General features: G+C 57.5%; 17 protein-coding genes and 2 pseudogenes. 7 read left to right on the top strand and 12 right to left on the bottom strand.

The genetic code is table 11. The features are described from left to right. Positions 1-463 precede the first annotated feature (463 nt). A complete protein-coding gene (locus RPF88_RS08415; protein WP_337122158.1) occupies positions 464-823 on the bottom strand; it encodes a hypothetical protein in 360 nt (119 codons plus the stop codon). A 278-nt stretch (positions 824-1,101) separates the two neighbouring features. Beyond that, positions 1,102-1,294 (bottom strand): annotated as a pseudogene (locus RPF88_RS08410) (IS66 family transposase); the annotation flags it as partial. A 17-nt stretch (positions 1,295-1,311) separates the two neighbouring features. Between RPF88_RS08410 and RPF88_RS33330 the strand changes: the two are divergent. Next, positions 1,312-1,524 (top strand): hypothetical protein, encoded by a 213-nt coding sequence (locus tag RPF88_RS33330; RefSeq protein WP_442921293.1) that lies wholly within the window; start codon positions 1,312-1,314, stop codon positions 1,522-1,524. Positions 1,525-1,725: 201 nt separating this feature from the next. On the opposite strand, the gene RPF88_RS08400 is transcribed toward RPF88_RS33330, so the two are convergent. Next, complete coding sequence (locus RPF88_RS08400) at positions 1,726-2,349, bottom strand: TetR/AcrR family transcriptional regulator (protein ID WP_337122157.1); 624 nt, start codon at positions 2,347-2,349, stop codon at positions 1,726-1,728. Positions 2,350-2,946: 597 nt separating this feature from the next. Between RPF88_RS08400 and RPF88_RS08395 the strand changes: the two genes are divergently transcribed. From RPF88_RS08395 to RPF88_RS08375, 5 genes are all read left to right on the top strand, one after another. Then, on the top strand, positions 2,947-3,900 hold the full coding sequence (locus RPF88_RS08395) for an alpha/beta fold hydrolase (RefSeq protein WP_337122156.1): 954 nt from the start codon (positions 2,947-2,949) through the stop codon (positions 3,898-3,900). 67 nt (positions 3,901-3,967) lie between these two features. Beyond that, positions 3,968-4,645 (top strand): GNAT family N-acetyltransferase, encoded by a 678-nt coding sequence (locus tag RPF88_RS08390; RefSeq protein WP_337122155.1) that lies wholly within the window; start codon positions 3,968-3,970, stop codon positions 4,643-4,645. Between the two features lie 332 nt (positions 4,646-4,977). Beyond that, the gene (locus RPF88_RS08385) at positions 4,978-5,412 is read left to right on the top strand and encodes a tetratricopeptide repeat protein (RefSeq protein ID WP_337122154.1); all 435 of its coding nucleotides are present in this window, start codon (positions 4,978-4,980) and stop codon (positions 5,410-5,412) included. A gap of 2 nt (positions 5,413-5,414) precedes the next feature. Beyond that, positions 5,415-6,197 carry a hypothetical protein gene (locus tag RPF88_RS08380; protein ID WP_337122153.1) on the top strand — a complete coding sequence of 261 codons (783 nt, stop codon included), beginning with the start codon at positions 5,415-5,417 and terminating at the stop codon, positions 6,195-6,197. Next, positions 6,164-6,607, top strand: coding sequence for a hypothetical protein (locus RPF88_RS08375; protein ID WP_337122152.1), 444 nt, complete (start codon positions 6,164-6,166; stop codon positions 6,605-6,607). The genes RPF88_RS08380 and RPF88_RS08375 overlap by 34 nt, the downstream gene beginning before the upstream one ends. 304 nt (positions 6,608-6,911) lie before the next feature. Here RPF88_RS08375 and RPF88_RS08370 read toward each other — a convergent pair whose 3' ends face one another. The 8 genes from RPF88_RS08370 to RPF88_RS08335 all read right to left on the bottom strand — a co-directional run bounded on the left by RPF88_RS08370 (position 6,912) and on the right by RPF88_RS08335 (position 12,961). After that, entirely contained in the window at positions 6,912-7,457 is a 546-nt protein-coding gene (locus RPF88_RS08370; protein WP_127365634.1) for an SH3 domain-containing protein, read from the bottom strand. A 19-nt stretch (positions 7,458-7,476) separates the two neighbouring features. After that, positions 7,477-7,671 (bottom strand): hypothetical protein, encoded by a 195-nt coding sequence (locus RPF88_RS08365; RefSeq protein WP_337122151.1) that lies wholly within the window; start codon positions 7,669-7,671, stop codon positions 7,477-7,479. A gap of 82 nt (positions 7,672-7,753) precedes the next feature. Then, positions 7,754-8,251, bottom strand: a complete 498-nt coding sequence (locus RPF88_RS08360; RefSeq protein WP_210192527.1) for an invasion associated locus B family protein — start codon at positions 8,249-8,251, stop codon at positions 7,754-7,756. A gap of 108 nt (positions 8,252-8,359) precedes the next feature. Further along, positions 8,360-8,686, bottom strand: coding sequence for a hypothetical protein (locus RPF88_RS08355; RefSeq protein WP_157678534.1), 327 nt, complete (start codon positions 8,684-8,686; stop codon positions 8,360-8,362). Between the two features lie 375 nt (positions 8,687-9,061). Continuing rightward, positions 9,062-10,264, bottom strand: coding sequence for an FAD-binding domain (locus RPF88_RS08350; RefSeq protein ID WP_337122150.1), 1,203 nt, complete (start codon positions 10,262-10,264; stop codon positions 9,062-9,064). Between the two features lie 1,029 nt (positions 10,265-11,293). After that, the gene (locus tag RPF88_RS08345) at positions 11,294-11,614 is read right to left on the bottom strand and encodes a hypothetical protein (protein WP_127385082.1); all 321 of its coding nucleotides are present in this window, start codon (positions 11,612-11,614) and stop codon (positions 11,294-11,296) included. A gap of 41 nt (positions 11,615-11,655) precedes the next feature. Further along, on the bottom strand, positions 11,656-12,441 hold the full coding sequence (locus RPF88_RS08340) for an anti-sigma factor family protein (RefSeq protein WP_064995212.1): 786 nt from the start codon (positions 12,439-12,441) through the stop codon (positions 11,656-11,658). Beyond that, complete coding sequence (locus RPF88_RS08335; protein ID WP_064995211.1) at positions 12,428-12,961, bottom strand: sigma-70 family RNA polymerase sigma factor; 534 nt, start codon at positions 12,959-12,961, stop codon at positions 12,428-12,430. Before RPF88_RS08335 ends, RPF88_RS08340 begins: the two co-directional genes overlap by 14 nt. Positions 12,962-13,101: 140 nt before the next feature. Between RPF88_RS08335 and RPF88_RS08330 the strand changes: the two are divergent. Then, a pseudogene (locus tag RPF88_RS08330) lies at positions 13,102-13,248 on the top strand (IS481 family transposase); the annotation flags it as partial. A gap of 294 nt (positions 13,249-13,542) precedes the next feature. Here the strand turns inward: RPF88_RS08330 and RPF88_RS08325 are convergent. After that, positions 13,543-14,280: a Crp/Fnr family transcriptional regulator gene (locus RPF88_RS08325; RefSeq protein ID WP_084016167.1), complete on the bottom strand. Its 738-nt coding sequence runs from the start codon at positions 14,278-14,280 to the stop codon at positions 13,543-13,545. Between the last annotated feature and the right edge of the window lie 95 nt (positions 14,281-14,375).

The following is a 14,375-nucleotide window of genomic DNA, read 5'->3' as shown; positions in this document are numbered from 1 at the left end:
CTGCCTTGGCGCCTCCGCGTCTTCTAGCGTCATGGTGATCGTCATTCGAGCAATCCCGACCAACGAAGGTACCATGACCAAGCATAACACGATGCAAGCGACACTAGGCCAGACCGCACAGCCCGTGCCGGGCACTTTTCTTGATCGTCCGCTCGGACGCCTGCTTTCCCTTGTCCATGAGTGGCACCCGCGGCAACATAGAGCGCTCGCTTGGTCACCTATGAAACTTCCATCTGCGCGAGGTTGGCTTGACCAAAGCAGACGTCGAGGTGGCCTGCGCCGATAGCTTCCATAGATCCGCCTCACGCGCGCTCAAGAGTGCAGGGCAGAACCGGCAATTGGTCAGAAGGGAAAGCTGGCGCGCGCGGTGCACGTTTTAAAGCCCCGTTGATCCAAAGACAGGAACCGGAAACAGATTGTCCGCTTGCGGCCGATTCCAGACCTTCATTTGGTGCGCGACCGTTCAACGGGCTTGTCGTCCTTCATCCAAAATCAGAGCTCGGGACATGGAGTCGAGCCGATCGTCATGCTTGCGACCGGGAACGCTAAGACTTCCAGCAGGAAATCGTCCTCCCAATGTGCCTCCTTCGGCAGGTGAACGTTTCTCCATCATAGCCGAGACACGGGATAGACGGCTCTCCTTGCCCATCCGAGCTTTGACGGGCGTGGTCGAAAGACCTTGATAGTCGAGGTAGGCTATCAAGCTCGTCCCTGATCCGACGTCCTCAATCAGGACGATATCCGGATCGTGATCGTCGATCGATCTTTTCACCGTCTGGACCAGTTGCGGGTAGGCGGCGCAAGTACGAACGACATCGAGCAAGTAGTAGTGTTGTCGTCCTTCGCCCAGATCGTCCCAACGGAGTAGTCGCAACTTATATCGCCTTTGAGGGCCGTATCCCAGTTTTGCACGATCGTCATTGAACGACGGTTGAGCTGCCCTGGATCGTACTATGGAAACCACGAACGCTTGACGAGGTTGCAATCGGTCGGAGCGGGGGGGCGCCGGTATTGGGCTGAGAAGGTGAGCGATCCGAGGTCCCGCTTCAGCCTTTCGAGTTCCGTCATTCCCAAGGGAGTCGAGTGAAGAGGGCTCCGAGCTTCTCGCGCAACGACAATCGGGCGGCACCTTTCCTGGCGCGCCGGCACGACGTCCAACCCCGGCTGGCCGTGGAGTTCGTCTTCGACGCGATAGAGTTCTGGGATGCGCCTGAGCGCCTCGCTCGCGATTCGGCGCTGGGCCGGCTGCGGCGAGTTCGTAGAAGTGCCGGCGCACGTTTGCCCAGCAGAAGGCTTCCCGGCCTGGCGCTGGTGGTGCAGCAGACGTTAAAGCGTGATCCGCACGGTCATCTGTTCGTCTTCTACGGCCGTTGCGGCGTTCTGATCAAGGTTCTGTGGCACGACCGCCACAGATCGCGATCACTCCCGAACGGTGAACTTGTCCAGCGCGCCGACCGCCTTGCTATATTCACCCGGTCTATTTCCCCCTCCGGATCATATGCTGGCTACGCAATGCCCGAGTAGTTGACCATTCGCCCGTCCTGATCGATCGAGCAGCATCGACCACTTCAATCCGACAATTTCGCAGGCTCTCAAACCGGCCTTACAGGGAAGCAGAAATGATCACCTTGTCTCGGTTCATGTTCACGGAGTGGCTGAGACCAGGCTTTGAGGATGCTTCGTCCAAGTCTCGACGCCGTTGCCGTCGCGGCGCAGTGGCTGCGACTATTGCAGATATCCGACCACGAGACGAGTGGCCTCGTCGGTGAGCGTTCCGATGGTTTTGTCAGAAAGCTTCCCATCGCTATGCAAGACGGCATTATGGGCTAGCGCCTCGATCGAGGTCACACATACAAAAGCGGCAAGTGCCAGATCTGCCGCGCGTAACTCATCTCTGTGACTTTCGAGATAGGCCTTGAACATGGCGTGGGCTTCACGATTGAAGGTTTCCACATTTTCGAGGCGTCCCGTGCGGGGTATCTGCTCGGCAAGGACACGGTGCAGCTTGGGGTCGATGCTATGCGCCTCGATCGCAACTGCGACAAGCCGGCGCACAGCTTTTTCAACCGGCTGTGACGCGATCTCCGCGAACGCCCTCCTGACAACCTGCATGATTTCTTGATTGTGGCGATCGATGACGGCGGCGACGAGCGCCTCTTTGCCAGGATAGTATTGGTAAAGCGAGCCAACGCTCACGCCCGCTTCAACGGCAATACGGTTGGTGCTGGCTTTGTCAAAGCCTTCTCTGACCAATATGCGAGCAGTTGCTTCTACAAGCGCATCGACCGTCGCGCGGGACCTCTCCTGAGACGCGCCCTTCCTTGGATTCATAAGCGGCTTAGGCGCCATGTTTCTCTCGTCCTAATGCGAGTAGACAATTGTGAGCCATCGCTCGCATTATGTCCACCATTCTTGTGAACGAGCGGACGAATAAATGCTTTATGGAGCTGTTTTGGGAATTCATCTCTATGCCATGTGCACCGCTTTGCTCCTGTTCATGGCGGCAGAGTTTCTGCTCCTTGCGGCAAGACGAGGCTACCGAAGACCGGCAAGAATGGCCTTCTTGGCCAGTCGCTTGGCGGGACCTCTGACCGGCGCTGGCGTCCTCGCCGGTATCGTCCTTGTGGTTCTTGGCGGCTGGTCCCTGTTGACGCCGTGGTTGGTGGCGTCCATCGCGCTTATCGGCGCTCTAATGGCCGTTGAGCACACATTCGTTCGTCCATGGGCGATGCGAGGCCAAGTGGGGCATCGTGGCTCGGCAGTGGACGTCAAGGCATTGGCCGCCGACAGCCGTGCTATGGCTGGACGATTAGCCGTCATAGCGCTTTTGCGCTCATCATCGCTTTGATGGTCGCTAAACCTGAATTGAACGGGTTCGCATAATCTTGGACTCTGGCTCGTCGGCACGCGCCAGCGAACGAAATATATTCGAAAGCGAGTTTAAAAATGGCACCCTTGGTTCGCGGCAATGAAAGAACGCTGCAACGGCTTACTTCGGGCACAGACTGTACAAGCTTGCAGAGCCGCATCCTCGTTGGGTTGCTGAGGTTGTTTCGTGTCAAGAAGCGGATGGCATCCGCTGGTGCCGTGCAACACCGCGTGCGCCGATTAGCATTGCGGCCGGTTCTCTTCGGGCCAACAGGACTGGGGCGCGGCGTCGAGGTGACGAGAAAGGACGTGGCTGGATGGCCAATCTATCACACAGCGCCCGCCGCACATTGTGAAGGTTGCAACATCGTGGTCTTCCTGCACGGCGGCGGCTATATCAATGAGATCGTTCGCGCCCACTGGCGCATTGTCGGCTACTTCACCCGAACTGCCGAGGTACGCTGTATCGTTCCTATTTATCCATTGGCACCCCATAACACCGCAGAAGAGGTAGTGCCGGCCATGGGCGAACTGTTGCGTAAAATCCTGCAAGATGCGGGGGCGGTGAAGGTGACAGTGGTCGGCAATTCGGCCGGAGCCGCGTTGGGATTGGCAGCGGCCCAGTGGCTGCGAGATCGTGGACACACACAACCGAGCCGACTTGTGTTGATCTCGCCTGGCGGGGATTTTTCCGTCAGCCGGCCGGAGCAGGTGCCGATTGCTGCGCGGGATCCTGTCAATGATATACCTGGCGTACGCGAAGTCGGGCGCCTCTTTGCGGGGGACTTTGATATCGCCCATCCTTATGTCAGTCCATTGAATGGTGATTTCCGTGGGCTGGCGCCGATAATCATCTTTTCCGGGACGCTCGATCTGTTCTATCCCGATTGCGTCGACATGGCCGCCAAGGCATCTGCGGCAGGAGTGGCGGTCGAACTTCATCTTAAACAGGGCCAGCCGCATAATTATGCTGGGATGCCAACGCCGGAAGGCCGGGAAGCTCGGACCACGATCTTGCGGTCAGTGGCCTGAGGACAAAGCTCATTCCACGGCTGTGTATTCTCACACGAGCGTTGGATGAGACAGTTCGTCTTTCTGTATGACGTCATCGCTCGGCACTCGTATTTCCCAACAAAGCTGGCCCTTTCCGATAAAGGAACGGCGTGTCGGTAACTATGTCGATTTGCTGCCTTTGAGCGCGAATGACGCTGACGCTCTCTGGCCGGCTGTCGTTGCGGCCCCTGAGAGTTTTACCTATCTGCGATACGGACCATTTGCAGAAATCAAAAGCCTTCAAATGTTTCTTAAGGAGGTCAGCGCTCGTACGCATCAACCATTTTGGATAGTGGAGCCAAAAGGGCAAGCGCCGCAGGGATGGCTTTCAATTTGCGACGTGGAACAAAAGGATAGCAGCATCGAAATCGGCAGTATCTGGTTCTCCCCGTCGTTGCAGGGGACACGCGCGGCGCGGGAAGCTATTTTTCTGCTGATGTGTCATGCGATGGATGAGTTGGGTTATCAACGTCTTGTCTGGAGATGTCAGTCGCAAAATCAGAAATCGTTCAAGGCTGCCAAGAATCTAGGATTTACCTACGAAGGAACATGGCGACGCGCGGCAATCGTTGACGGGTGGCAGCGTGACGTGGCTTGGTTTTCCATCTTGAAAGAAGAGTGGCCCCGTCGTCGGGCCACAATAAGTCGGTGGTTGATGAGCGAAAACTTCGACGCCGCGGGCAATCAGATGGCGCGGCTCGCGGAGCTGGATTGCGGCATGTAATCGATCCTTCTCAGTGAAAGCCTCGTTCCCTTTCCCCTTACGGAAGAGGACCTTCCGCTTCCGGCCCCGCCGCACTCAGCTTCATCTCGTTTCCGATTCTCGGAGCCACCGAATGAACAGGTCAAGAATTCGCTGACGTCGTCCGTCGAGGGGACATCGTTTTCGGCCCGGTACGAAATCGGGGTCGGGGCTGGGAAAGGCGAACGATATCGCGGCTGTTGAGGAAGATGGCACGGTGAGATCAAGCGGTCAGCCTTCTGTCGAACTCCCTTCCTTCCCGGGTTTGATGTAGTCTGGGCCGGTAGTCGCCGTCAGCCATGGAGTTGGATACCATGACGTATTTCGATCTAGGCACCTTCTCCCGCCGGCTGGACAACACGCCTTCCGAGGCGCAGATGTGGTTCGACCGGGGGCTGATCTGGCAATACGGATTTAACCACGAAGAGGCCATTGCCTGTTACGAGCGTGTGCTCGAAGTGGCGCCTACAAACGTCATGGCGCGGTGGGGAATTGCCCACTGTCTAGGTCCAAACTACAACAAGCTATGGACCTCCTTCGGGCCTGAAGAGCGTATTGTCGCTTTGACGCGGGCGCATGTATTGTTGGCAGAGGCGTGCCATCTGCCTGCAATCGAAGTCGAGCGCGCACTGCTTGATGCGCTGACATGCGGTTCCCTACTGACCCTGAGATTACGGATTATGGCCCTTGGAATGACGATTTCGCTGCAGCGATGCGCACAGTATACGAGAGTTTCCCTCACGATCTAGATGTGACCGCGATCTTTGTCGAGGCACTGATCAACCGCACACCTTGGGCGCTGTGGGATACTCGTACCGGGCAGCCTGCGGCTGGCACCTCGACGGAGGAAGCGCACGCGGCTCTGGACCGCGCCTTCACGACCCAGCCAGCAGCCTGGGGACATCCGGGGTTGTTGCATTTCTACATTCATCTGATGGAGATGTCGTCGACGCCGGAAAAAGCCTTGCCGCATGCAGATCGGTTGGTGCGCCTCGTGCCAGACTCTGGGCATCTTGTGCATATGGCGACGCATATCGACGTGCTTTGCGGCGATTACCACAAAGTCGTGATGCGCAACCGGCAGGCGGCTCAGGTGGATCGTTCATATTTCGCTCATGCAGGCGGCAAGAACTTTTACACGGTCTACCGGATCCACAACCTTCACTTTCAAATCTACGGGGCCATGTTTCTTGGTCGCCCGTCGGACGCCTTCGAAGCTGCGAGGGCATTGGTGGAAAACCTGCCAGAGCCGGTGGTGCGTTACATGCCAGAGATGTTTGAAGCCTTTGCGCCGATGAAGTTGCACGTACTTATCCGCTTTGGACGCTGGTCCTGTATCCTGGAAGAGGCCTTCCCCGAGGATGCGGAGCTTTACTCCTACAGCGCCGTCCTGTTGCATTATGCCCGGACAGTGGCTCTGTCCAACCTCGGTGAATTCCCCAAGCCGAGGAAAGCGCTAGCCTTTTCGCGGCAGCGCGCGATGCAGTGCAACCCGAGCGCATGCTGTTCAACAACCCCTGCGCCGATATCCTGAAGGTTGCCGAAGCGATGATGCTGGGGGAGTTGCACTACAAATCCGGCCGCGTCCATGAAGGTCTGGATTTCCTGCGGCATGCGGTCGATCTCGACGACAATTTACTTTATGACGAGCCATGGGGTTGGATGCAGCCGACGCGACACGCGCTTGGCGCATTGCTGATGGATGCCGAACGATATGGCGAAGCTGAGGCTGTCTATCGCGCTGACCTTGGGCTTGATGCGACGTTGCCGCGGCCTTGCCAACACCCACGCAACGTCTGGAGCCTTCACGGCCTGCTTGAATGCCTTAGCCGACGGGGTGACGCGGTAGAAATCAGCGACGTCCGACAGCAGTTGGATCAGGCTCTGGCGCATGCAGAAGTGCCCATCATGGCATCATGTGCCTGTCGGAGTGCACCGCGATAAGTGGCAAGGTTCCGCTCGCTAGTTGCAACGATCTCTGCGCCAAAAGAGCCAGCATCGAGTCGCACGCATCCATTGCGCGCGAAGACGGGCAGATGGCCCATCCGCAGGCTGAACTCCTGTCGTAGCCGCCCATACGCCTATACGATGGATGCGCGTGATGCATCGAACTGACAGCTTCGAGCAAGTGTGAGGACGTGGGGTGTCTGGATCACAGTGGGCACCTGATGACGCTTACACCGGAGGGAGGACATAGATCAGCCGAAAAGTGAATGAACGTCCGTCAACGATTTTCCGGCCTCGTCATTCAGAACACTTCGCCGGGATAAGCCCCCCACAAGTCGAACTGTTTGATGAAGCCTGACATCGAACTCAGCGCGACGCTGCACCATTGACCATCGCATCCCCTGAGTTTGACTTCAACGGCAGGTTCCAGCCAGGAGATAACCGGGCCATCGAATTTAGCCTTTTTGCGTAGAGCAACGTTACCTTTGCTCCAAGGAGCGATCACGGCCGTTCTGCGTCCAGACAGAAGCGGAGCATAGATCCATCCGCTGGCCCCGCTCCAATCCCGTACCCGCCGCCATTTGCCAAATTGCTGGTAAATCTCAAGGGGAATGCCCGGGCGCATGTAGACCCATTCAATGCTGTAATCGACACCAGGGCCGATCCGCAGGTTCGCGGGTGAACCTTTCAACGAGACGAAGCGGGGTATAGGAACGCTAGTGGTCTCGGCTCGCAATCCTGTCGTCGGTGCAGAAGCGGCTACCAAGCCAACCGTGAGAGCAGATCGAATGAGCGCCCACGCTTTAAAAACCTGGGCGCCGCGTTCGGTTTCGAAAAAGGATTGCATGCGGCGCGGCCGGACCACCTCACACCATAGTTTTTGTTAAAGGGGTCTGCACAATGGAGTCGACCCCTCGCATCAAACCAGAAGCCCGTGAGCTAATAAGCGGATCGGGCGGACCGAGCTGAAAGCCTCTTGGTGCCAGGAAGAGCAGGACGACAGCAATCACTATCAGCAGGATAACGATAGCGGTATTGAAGAACTCTCTCATCTTCTTCATCCAAGGTTTCACGCGCCTGGGTGGTTTTCTCCAAGTCGATTGAGCGGCTTTGGAGCGACTACCGTGCGTCGCCGGACTTCGCTCAACGAGCTGATTTGCAAATCTTGCTCGCTTTCAAGGCGGCGGTGAGCCCCATCAGCGAATAGGCGTACTGGGTTTGTGTACCTCTCCAGGACGTGGCCAACAGCTTCATTTTGCTGGCTGCCCGCATGGCATTGACCATCGATCGATCCTCTTCGGCGCTCGCCAACCAAGCCTTGTTGTCTTGGGTAAACATTGAGAAGTGCTCGTCTGCGATCACCACATCGATGTCCGACCCCGGCTTAAGCCGATACCCCATGACGGCTTCGGGCTGGTCATCCTTCGGCGCTCGCGAGATCATGACAAAATTCTCGCCATGATCGACATCCGCAGGAAGTTCGGAAACAGGGACACTCAGGACATAGCACCATGTTGTGTCTGAACGATAAGAATAGACGCCCCATGCACCGTGCTGAGAGAGAAGTCTGGGGCCAGCTTGCACCCAAGTGATAGAAAGTAGCAAGGATGCAATGCTTGCCACAACTGCTTTGATGGTCATCATATCCTTCCAGATTTCATACCAGCAAACGTGGTCAAGGTGGTTTCCATATCACTGATGTTTGAAGATGGGCTTCTCAAGGGGGATCTTTGGAAGTTCTGACCACCATCAAGCCGGCCGTGCTGCGGCTTGATCGAACTGCCTCAGTCGGGTGTTGGACTTTGCCTTCGTGCGGAAGTCCAACATTTGCCCTTCAGTAGTCCCGGATCGCAACAAGCCGGTCCCCTTGACGGTGGCGATAACGAGATGGGACGCCCGCGGATAGTACCGTGGCAAAGCCGCCGCCTGGTCGGTCAGTGTTGCGCCATAAAGGCCGCACAATTCGCCGCCGAGCAGTCGAGCACGATCGCCTTTGCCGTCCAACATGGCTATGTAGTCTCCGTCGTACGGGTAACCGATGAGCGCGATCTCCTCATAGTCTTCTAGCTTCCGCATACTCGTCTCGTGTGCCGTCTGCTGCATCCGTGGTCAGCGGGGCCGTGTCTCCGCTGCGCCAATCACGCCTGGAATGTTTGTGCTTTTCATCGGCGGACCGGCCCAGCGGCCATGGACAGGGGGACAACCGCTGGGCCAATGAGAGCGCGCTCCTCCCGACCGCGAGCACTGACGTTGTCGTGATCATCAGCACTCGCGCTGCGCTCCCAAGATGGCGCTGCCGCTCCCGGCATTGGACGATGGTCCGCTGCTTGATGCGCCACGTCGAAGTTCACTCTCATGCGGCATATACCGAGCGTGGCGGGAAACTATTCCGGCATGGCGACTATTTTTCGGAAGGTTGGCGCGGGAGGCTGGCGCGCGCCACCGCTGTCGTCAATTCGTCGGCGATGGCCAGCGATAATCAGGTAGCTGCAGAGCGTCGGCAATTTCTCGCCCGATGGCCAATCGTGCGACACCGGGGATTGCAAATGTGCTTATCACCAAGTTGCGCACAAACAGGCCCAATTGCGTCCTTGGTGCAAAGGCTGTGGCAAATCGCTCGGCGCCGCGCTGCTTCGTATGAATGTAATCCCGCAAGAGAGTTTCGTACGTGCGGAATGCCTCCTGATATCGTCCCTCGGCCCTGAAAAGTTCACCCGCCAAGATATAGGCCGAAATCATGGCCAGGGCTGAACCTTGTCCGGCCAACAAGGACACGCAAAACGCGGCATCGCCCGTTAGAGCAATGCGGCCTTGCGACCAACTGTTCATCCTGATCTGGCTGACGCTGTCGAAATAGAGATCGTCGATCCCATCCAGCGCATTCAAAATACGCGGGCATTCCCATCCCCCACCGCCGTAAATTTTTCGCAGCACTGCCTTCTGCATTTCCAGCGTCGCTGGCACTGGGTCGTTGCCCGCCGCAAAGACGAACAAGAAGAGCGTTCGGTTATCACGCAGCGTGAAACGCCCGAGCATTCTTCCTGGCTGGCCGTACATCAAATACACGTCTTCGTCGCGTGGACGGTAGCCAGCGCACTCGAAGGCAGCGACAGCGTAACCGAGTCTCTTTTCGAACTGCTGCTGTGGCCCGAAGGCCAGACGGCGAACGCCGGAATGCAGACCGTCAGCGCCGATCACCAGATCGAACGCGCGCTCGCCTCCACGCTTGAAGTTAACGCGCACACCGGCTGGATGCTCTTGAATGCCGAGGATCTCATCATCGAATATGACTTCGGTCGTATCCTTTATCTTGTCGAAAAGCAGCCTAGAGAGATCGCTGCGTCCGAGTGTCACAAAGCGGCCCGCTGTCAGCTCAGTAAAAACGTCCGTGCCAAAACCTGTGACGCGCTTTCCACGATCGTTTACAAAGCGCACTTCGCGTACATGGTAGCCTACGCGATTGATCTCCTCCTCGAGCCCCATTCGCTCGGCGATGCCATAACCAAGGCCCCAAAAATCGATGACGTAACCTCCCGTGCGCAAATGGGGCGCTCGTTCGATTAGTGTTGGTCGGAATCCACCGGCTGCCAGCCAGAAGGCAAGGGCGGGGCCGGCGATTCCGCCGCCGGAAATCAACACCGTTCCGATGGCCATATTGAAAAGTTAGTGGAAGTCGCCGCTATGGCAAGGAGAGGTCAGTCGGCACGAGAATGATGATTCGCTGCCCAGGCCGCCGGGGACGGTGTCCCGTTAAACAGGCGGCTGGGAGTGCCTCTTTCCCAACAGAGGCAGCCTTCCCGTGACTCACGAGATTATAATATCCCGAATGGTCCGTCGTTCGCGCGATGTGAGGTCCGCGGTGGATGTGGCAGCTTCGCCTGGTATTCTGGGCGGACGCATCGGGCGCGTTCGCGGCGCAGCTAATCGTTCGCAGCCGCTCGAGAGTTTTTGTGAGATTCCAGCCAGTCAACCAATGCCATCCGAATGAGCTCAGGTCGACTCATGTTCATCTCGGCGGCTATTGCCGACAGAGCGGATTCGGTCGCCGCATCGAACGACACTTGGGCGGTCTCGCGTAGCATTGTCGCTGCCCGTAGATCAGCGAGCCGTGCATTTTGGGCCTCGCCCCCGGAAGACACATCAGTCAAGTGAACGTTCCTTTCATCAACTTCCAGAAACTCCGCGCCTGCCGCTCAGTCGTCTTGAGATGGATTACATCGAAAACAACATAGTGGATCGGTCCGGCACCAACTCCGCCGAAAATGCCGGGCCGCCAGGAAACGCCCGCGGGCGGACTTGCTCAAACAGCATCACTCTTGTGCTCCCCCAAACGGTGATGTTGGCGCGTTCCTTCATGGGCGCCTGCATCCGAACTCGATGGGGTTTCGCAAAACCGCAATTATTCACGGCCGATCAAATCTGCACTCGCACAGAGTATGAGAGCTATTCTTTGAGCGCCGGACATTTGTAGCCGGGCCTGCGAAAGCCACAGCATGCGGCGCTCCGGGGACATAGCTCGCATTGCCGAGCGCGCGGCGGCGGTGATTTCGTATCCGCCGCAGCGGGCGCACTGGAATTCTACCGTTCGCAAGATAATGTCGGCCGCGAGCGCGGTTTCTTCGCAAATCGGGCACGTCGACGGGTAATACCGCAGGGCTCCTAGGGTCGGCGGCGGAAGCCTTATCATGCCGCCCGCCCCGAAGCCTCAACTCGCGATAACTCAGGATTTCGCTGCTGAGGCACATTGCTGGTTGAGGAGATGTTTATCCCGCGACGAGTGCGGCCATGTCGGGTTTCATATGATACAAGCAGTCGGTCAATCTTTCTTGCGACGTCCGGCGTGGTCTTTTTCAGTTCCTCGAACGCCCACGTCACAAATGTCTCGGACAATTTGTCAGGCCGATACAGAATGACTTCGCGGGGATCTAACGGATTACTGAACGATACACCGACATCCGAACCAAGAAACCGTATGAAATGTTTCTGGATTTGTTCGGCAGACATGCAGTCTCACTTTCCTTTGACTAATGATAGCCCAATGGTCCTCAGCCCCGTATTTTGGCAGCGACGCTCCTCCGGGTGGCCACCTCGATTTCCTTAGCCTCTTTTTCAAGTCGGTCGGGCGCGGCAGGGCCCATCAGGGCGTAGGCCGTGCCGCCCGATTGCCAGTATATGGTCGGCACGCGCCCATCCGTAGCGGGAGTAGGCGGTACGGCGTCTTCGCCGCTCATCGCGACCGCAACCAGTGTGATCTGGCCAACGCTCGGTGTGTCAGCCGTCACGACAAGGCTCTGCCGCCCGTTCCAGGGCTGCACCTGAACATCTTTCACCCTCCATGTCGCTGGAAGAGCGGGCATGCTGATGTTCATGGCGCCGACCAGTCGCTCGATCTTGTCCTGCTTTGGCTCACTGCCCCTTTCGGGACCGGCATTCAGCTGGGCGACTCGCAAGGCATCACGCGCGGCAAGAATGAAATTCTCATCGGTGGTTTGCCCTCCCTGGCGGAGAGGCAGTGTCAGTGAGTTGGCCGACCAACCCGCCAGAATGAGCAAGGCGGCTGCCGTTTGCAGTTTGAGCGCACTGAATATTCTTAGCCGTCGAAACGCACTTTCCAGTTGCTTGGCCTTGTCCACGCTAACTCGGGGCGGGAAAAGCCGCTGCGGTTGAGCGACGCGCAATGCTTCCATGCGCTGTGCCTGGGCAAAAACTTCCGCCGCCAGTTCCGGCTCCAGGGCAAGCCGTGCCTGGAGGTCGGATCTCTGAGGCTGGGTCAGTTCGCCGTCAAGGAAGCGATTGATCTCGTCCTCGGAAATACGGTCACTTGGCCACATCACGGCCTCCTACAACTTTTAACTGGGAAGGCGCGCAATCGCGTAGTTTTTCCATGTTGTTCTTCAGGGCAACTCGTGCGCGGCTCAGGCGGGACATAACAGTTCCCTGCGGTACGCCGAGTACTGTTGCGGCGTCAGAATAGGTGAAGCCGAGGACGCCGACCAAATGGAGAACTTCGGCTTGCTCCGTAGGCAACTCTCTCAGCGCCTTTCTGACATTGGAGAGTTCGGTGCTGTGCTCCTGCGATGGCAGTAACAGTGGGTCAGACTGCTCCGCAAAGGCGGCAATCCGCCGCCTCTCTGCGTCCGCACGCACCGCACTGGTTAGAAAGGTATTTCGCACGATTGTGATCAGCCAGGGCATGAGAGGACGCGAAGAATCGTAACTGCGAGCCAAGGAAAGAGCGCGGACAAGCGACTCCTGCACCAAGTCGTCGGCGTCTGCGTCGTTGTGCGTAAGCACTCGACCATACCGCCACAGATCCTCCAGATGCGGAGTGACGTCGAAGCTCGCATTCATGTGCCGTATACTGAGACGATGGCGAAGCTATTCCAAGCCGGTGCGACTTTTTTGTCCTCAAGTGACCTTGGCACCGGGTTCAACTTCGAAGCGAAGCTGCGGTGGTGAGGGTCCGAGCCGCTGTTTGCGGCGGCTGCGCCGGCGGCAAGCCGGCAAAGAAGAAGTTCAAGAGCTATTCGATCGGCTACTTCCATATCGACGTCGCGGAGGTGCGCACCGAGCGGGGCAAGCTGAACATGTTCGTCGCCACCGACCGCACCTCCAATTTCGCCTTCGTCGAGCTGCACGAGTTCACCACGCCCGGCGCCGGCGGTTCGGCCATGCCGCTGATCAGCGAGACCATCGCTGGGAAGCTGCTGCCAAACGCGGCTCTGCTAACCCATCGTTGCAATCTGACGGCCAAGTTCCTCGCCCCGGAGAAACGTCATTCGCCACTCGGTGAAGTCGTTCGATCATGCTCAGCAAGGATGGGATGACGCAACTGCAGCTGGCAGTCAGCATTGATAAAGTTGCTCTTGATAACAGACATAAAGGCCAAATCGACAACGCATTCGATGCCCGCTCGCAATAGGGCTGTGTGATCACTCCAGCTGTTTCGGCCCCGGGACGGGGATTAGGGTCATGGGCTGGTACTGAGCCAATCTTTGAAGGCCCGCAAGATCGGTCAGCTCGATAAAGCGCGCGTTGCTGGTGATAAGCTGTTCGGCGCGCAATTGCTGAATGACGCGATTGAGATGGGGCACGCTCAGCCCGAGCGCGTCCGCCATGACTTCCTGCGAAAATGGCAAGTCGAAACTTTCTTCGTCAGCGCGTTCCACCTCCAGGAGACGCGCGTGGATCTCTAGCAAAAGGTGCGCCAGCCTTTCAATCGGAGTGCGCCGACCCAGATTGACAATGTGTTCCGCATAAGTCGCTGCCTCCTGGGCGGCGAGCCAACTTAACACCAGACCGAATTGGGGCTGCTCGTAGCAGAGACGAACGTAAGCGTCGAACGAGCACACGGCGTAGGTCAGCTCGCTCACGGCAACGACCGCACAAGTCGATCGATCGAAAAAGCTGACCGGGAATCCAATGACATCACCCGGCAGGATAAGCTTCAGGATTTGCCGCCTGCCGCTGCGCAGCAACCTGTAACGGATCGCGTAGCCGTCTTTAACAAAGCACAGGTTTCGGAACTCGGAGCCGTGAACGACGAGTTCCTCCCGTTTCCGAATGGTAAGATCGCGCTCGAAGATTGCCTCCAGACGTTTGATGTCTAACGATTCCAGCTTCATTGCACGTGTCAGTCGGGTCACGATCGGATGGCCGGTCAGCGGCATGCCATGCTCCACATGTTCATGACCTTCAATGAAACTTTCCTATGCTTATTAATCCAGATCAATGAACAGAATCATCAAACGAAAGTTGTATTGAC

Source organism: Mesorhizobium sp. ISC11 (assembly GCF_037162595.1).
GTDB lineage: Bacteria > Pseudomonadota > Alphaproteobacteria > Rhizobiales > Rhizobiaceae > Mesorhizobium > Mesorhizobium ciceri.
The sequence above is the reverse complement of the archived record's forward strand: the minus strand, read 5'-3'. Positions and strand labels throughout refer to the sequence as shown.

What these genes read in the sequence shown, in the direction of transcription:
- RPF88_RS08370 (WP_127365634.1), bottom strand. Translation starts at nt 7,457, where the DNA reads ATGCAATCCTTTTTCGAAACCGAACGCGGCGCCCAGGTTTTTAAAGCG.
- RPF88_RS08345 (WP_127385082.1), bottom strand. Translation starts at nt 11,614, where the DNA reads ATGTCTGCCGAACAAATCCAGAAACATTTCATACGGTTTCTTGGTTCG.
- RPF88_RS08400 (WP_337122157.1), bottom strand. Translation starts at nt 2,349, where the DNA reads ATGGCGCCTAAGCCGCTTATGAATCCAAGGAAGGGCGCGTCTCAGGAG.
- RPF88_RS08355 (WP_157678534.1), bottom strand. Translation starts at nt 8,686, where the DNA reads ATGCGGAAGCTAGAAGACTATGAGGAGATCGCGCTCATCGGTTACCCG.
- RPF88_RS08350 (WP_337122150.1), bottom strand. Translation starts at nt 10,264, where the DNA reads ATGGCCATCGGAACGGTGTTGATTTCCGGCGGCGGAATCGCCGGCCCC.
- RPF88_RS08385 (WP_337122154.1), top strand. Translation starts at nt 4,978, where the DNA reads ATGACGTATTTCGATCTAGGCACCTTCTCCCGCCGGCTGGACAACACG.
- RPF88_RS08365 (WP_337122151.1), bottom strand. Translation starts at nt 7,671, where the DNA reads ATGAAGAAGATGAGAGAGTTCTTCAATACCGCTATCGTTATCCTGCTG.
- RPF88_RS08335 (WP_064995211.1), bottom strand. Translation starts at nt 12,961, where the DNA reads ATGAATGCGAGCTTCGACGTCACTCCGCATCTGGAGGATCTGTGGCGG.
- RPF88_RS08360 (WP_210192527.1), bottom strand. Translation starts at nt 8,251, where the DNA reads ATGACCATCAAAGCAGTTGTGGCAAGCATTGCATCCTTGCTACTTTCT.
- RPF88_RS08325 (WP_084016167.1), bottom strand. Translation starts at nt 14,280, where the DNA reads ATGCCGCTGACCGGCCATCCGATCGTGACCCGACTGACACGTGCAATG.
- RPF88_RS08395 (WP_337122156.1), top strand. Translation starts at nt 2,947, where the DNA reads ATGGCACCCTTGGTTCGCGGCAATGAAAGAACGCTGCAACGGCTTACT.
- RPF88_RS08390 (WP_337122155.1), top strand. Translation starts at nt 3,968, where the DNA reads ATGACGTCATCGCTCGGCACTCGTATTTCCCAACAAAGCTGGCCCTTT.
- RPF88_RS08375 (WP_337122152.1), top strand. Translation starts at nt 6,164, where the DNA reads ATGCTGTTCAACAACCCCTGCGCCGATATCCTGAAGGTTGCCGAAGCG.
- RPF88_RS08340 (WP_064995212.1), bottom strand. Translation starts at nt 12,441, where the DNA reads ATGTGGCCAAGTGACCGTATTTCCGAGGACGAGATCAATCGCTTCCTT.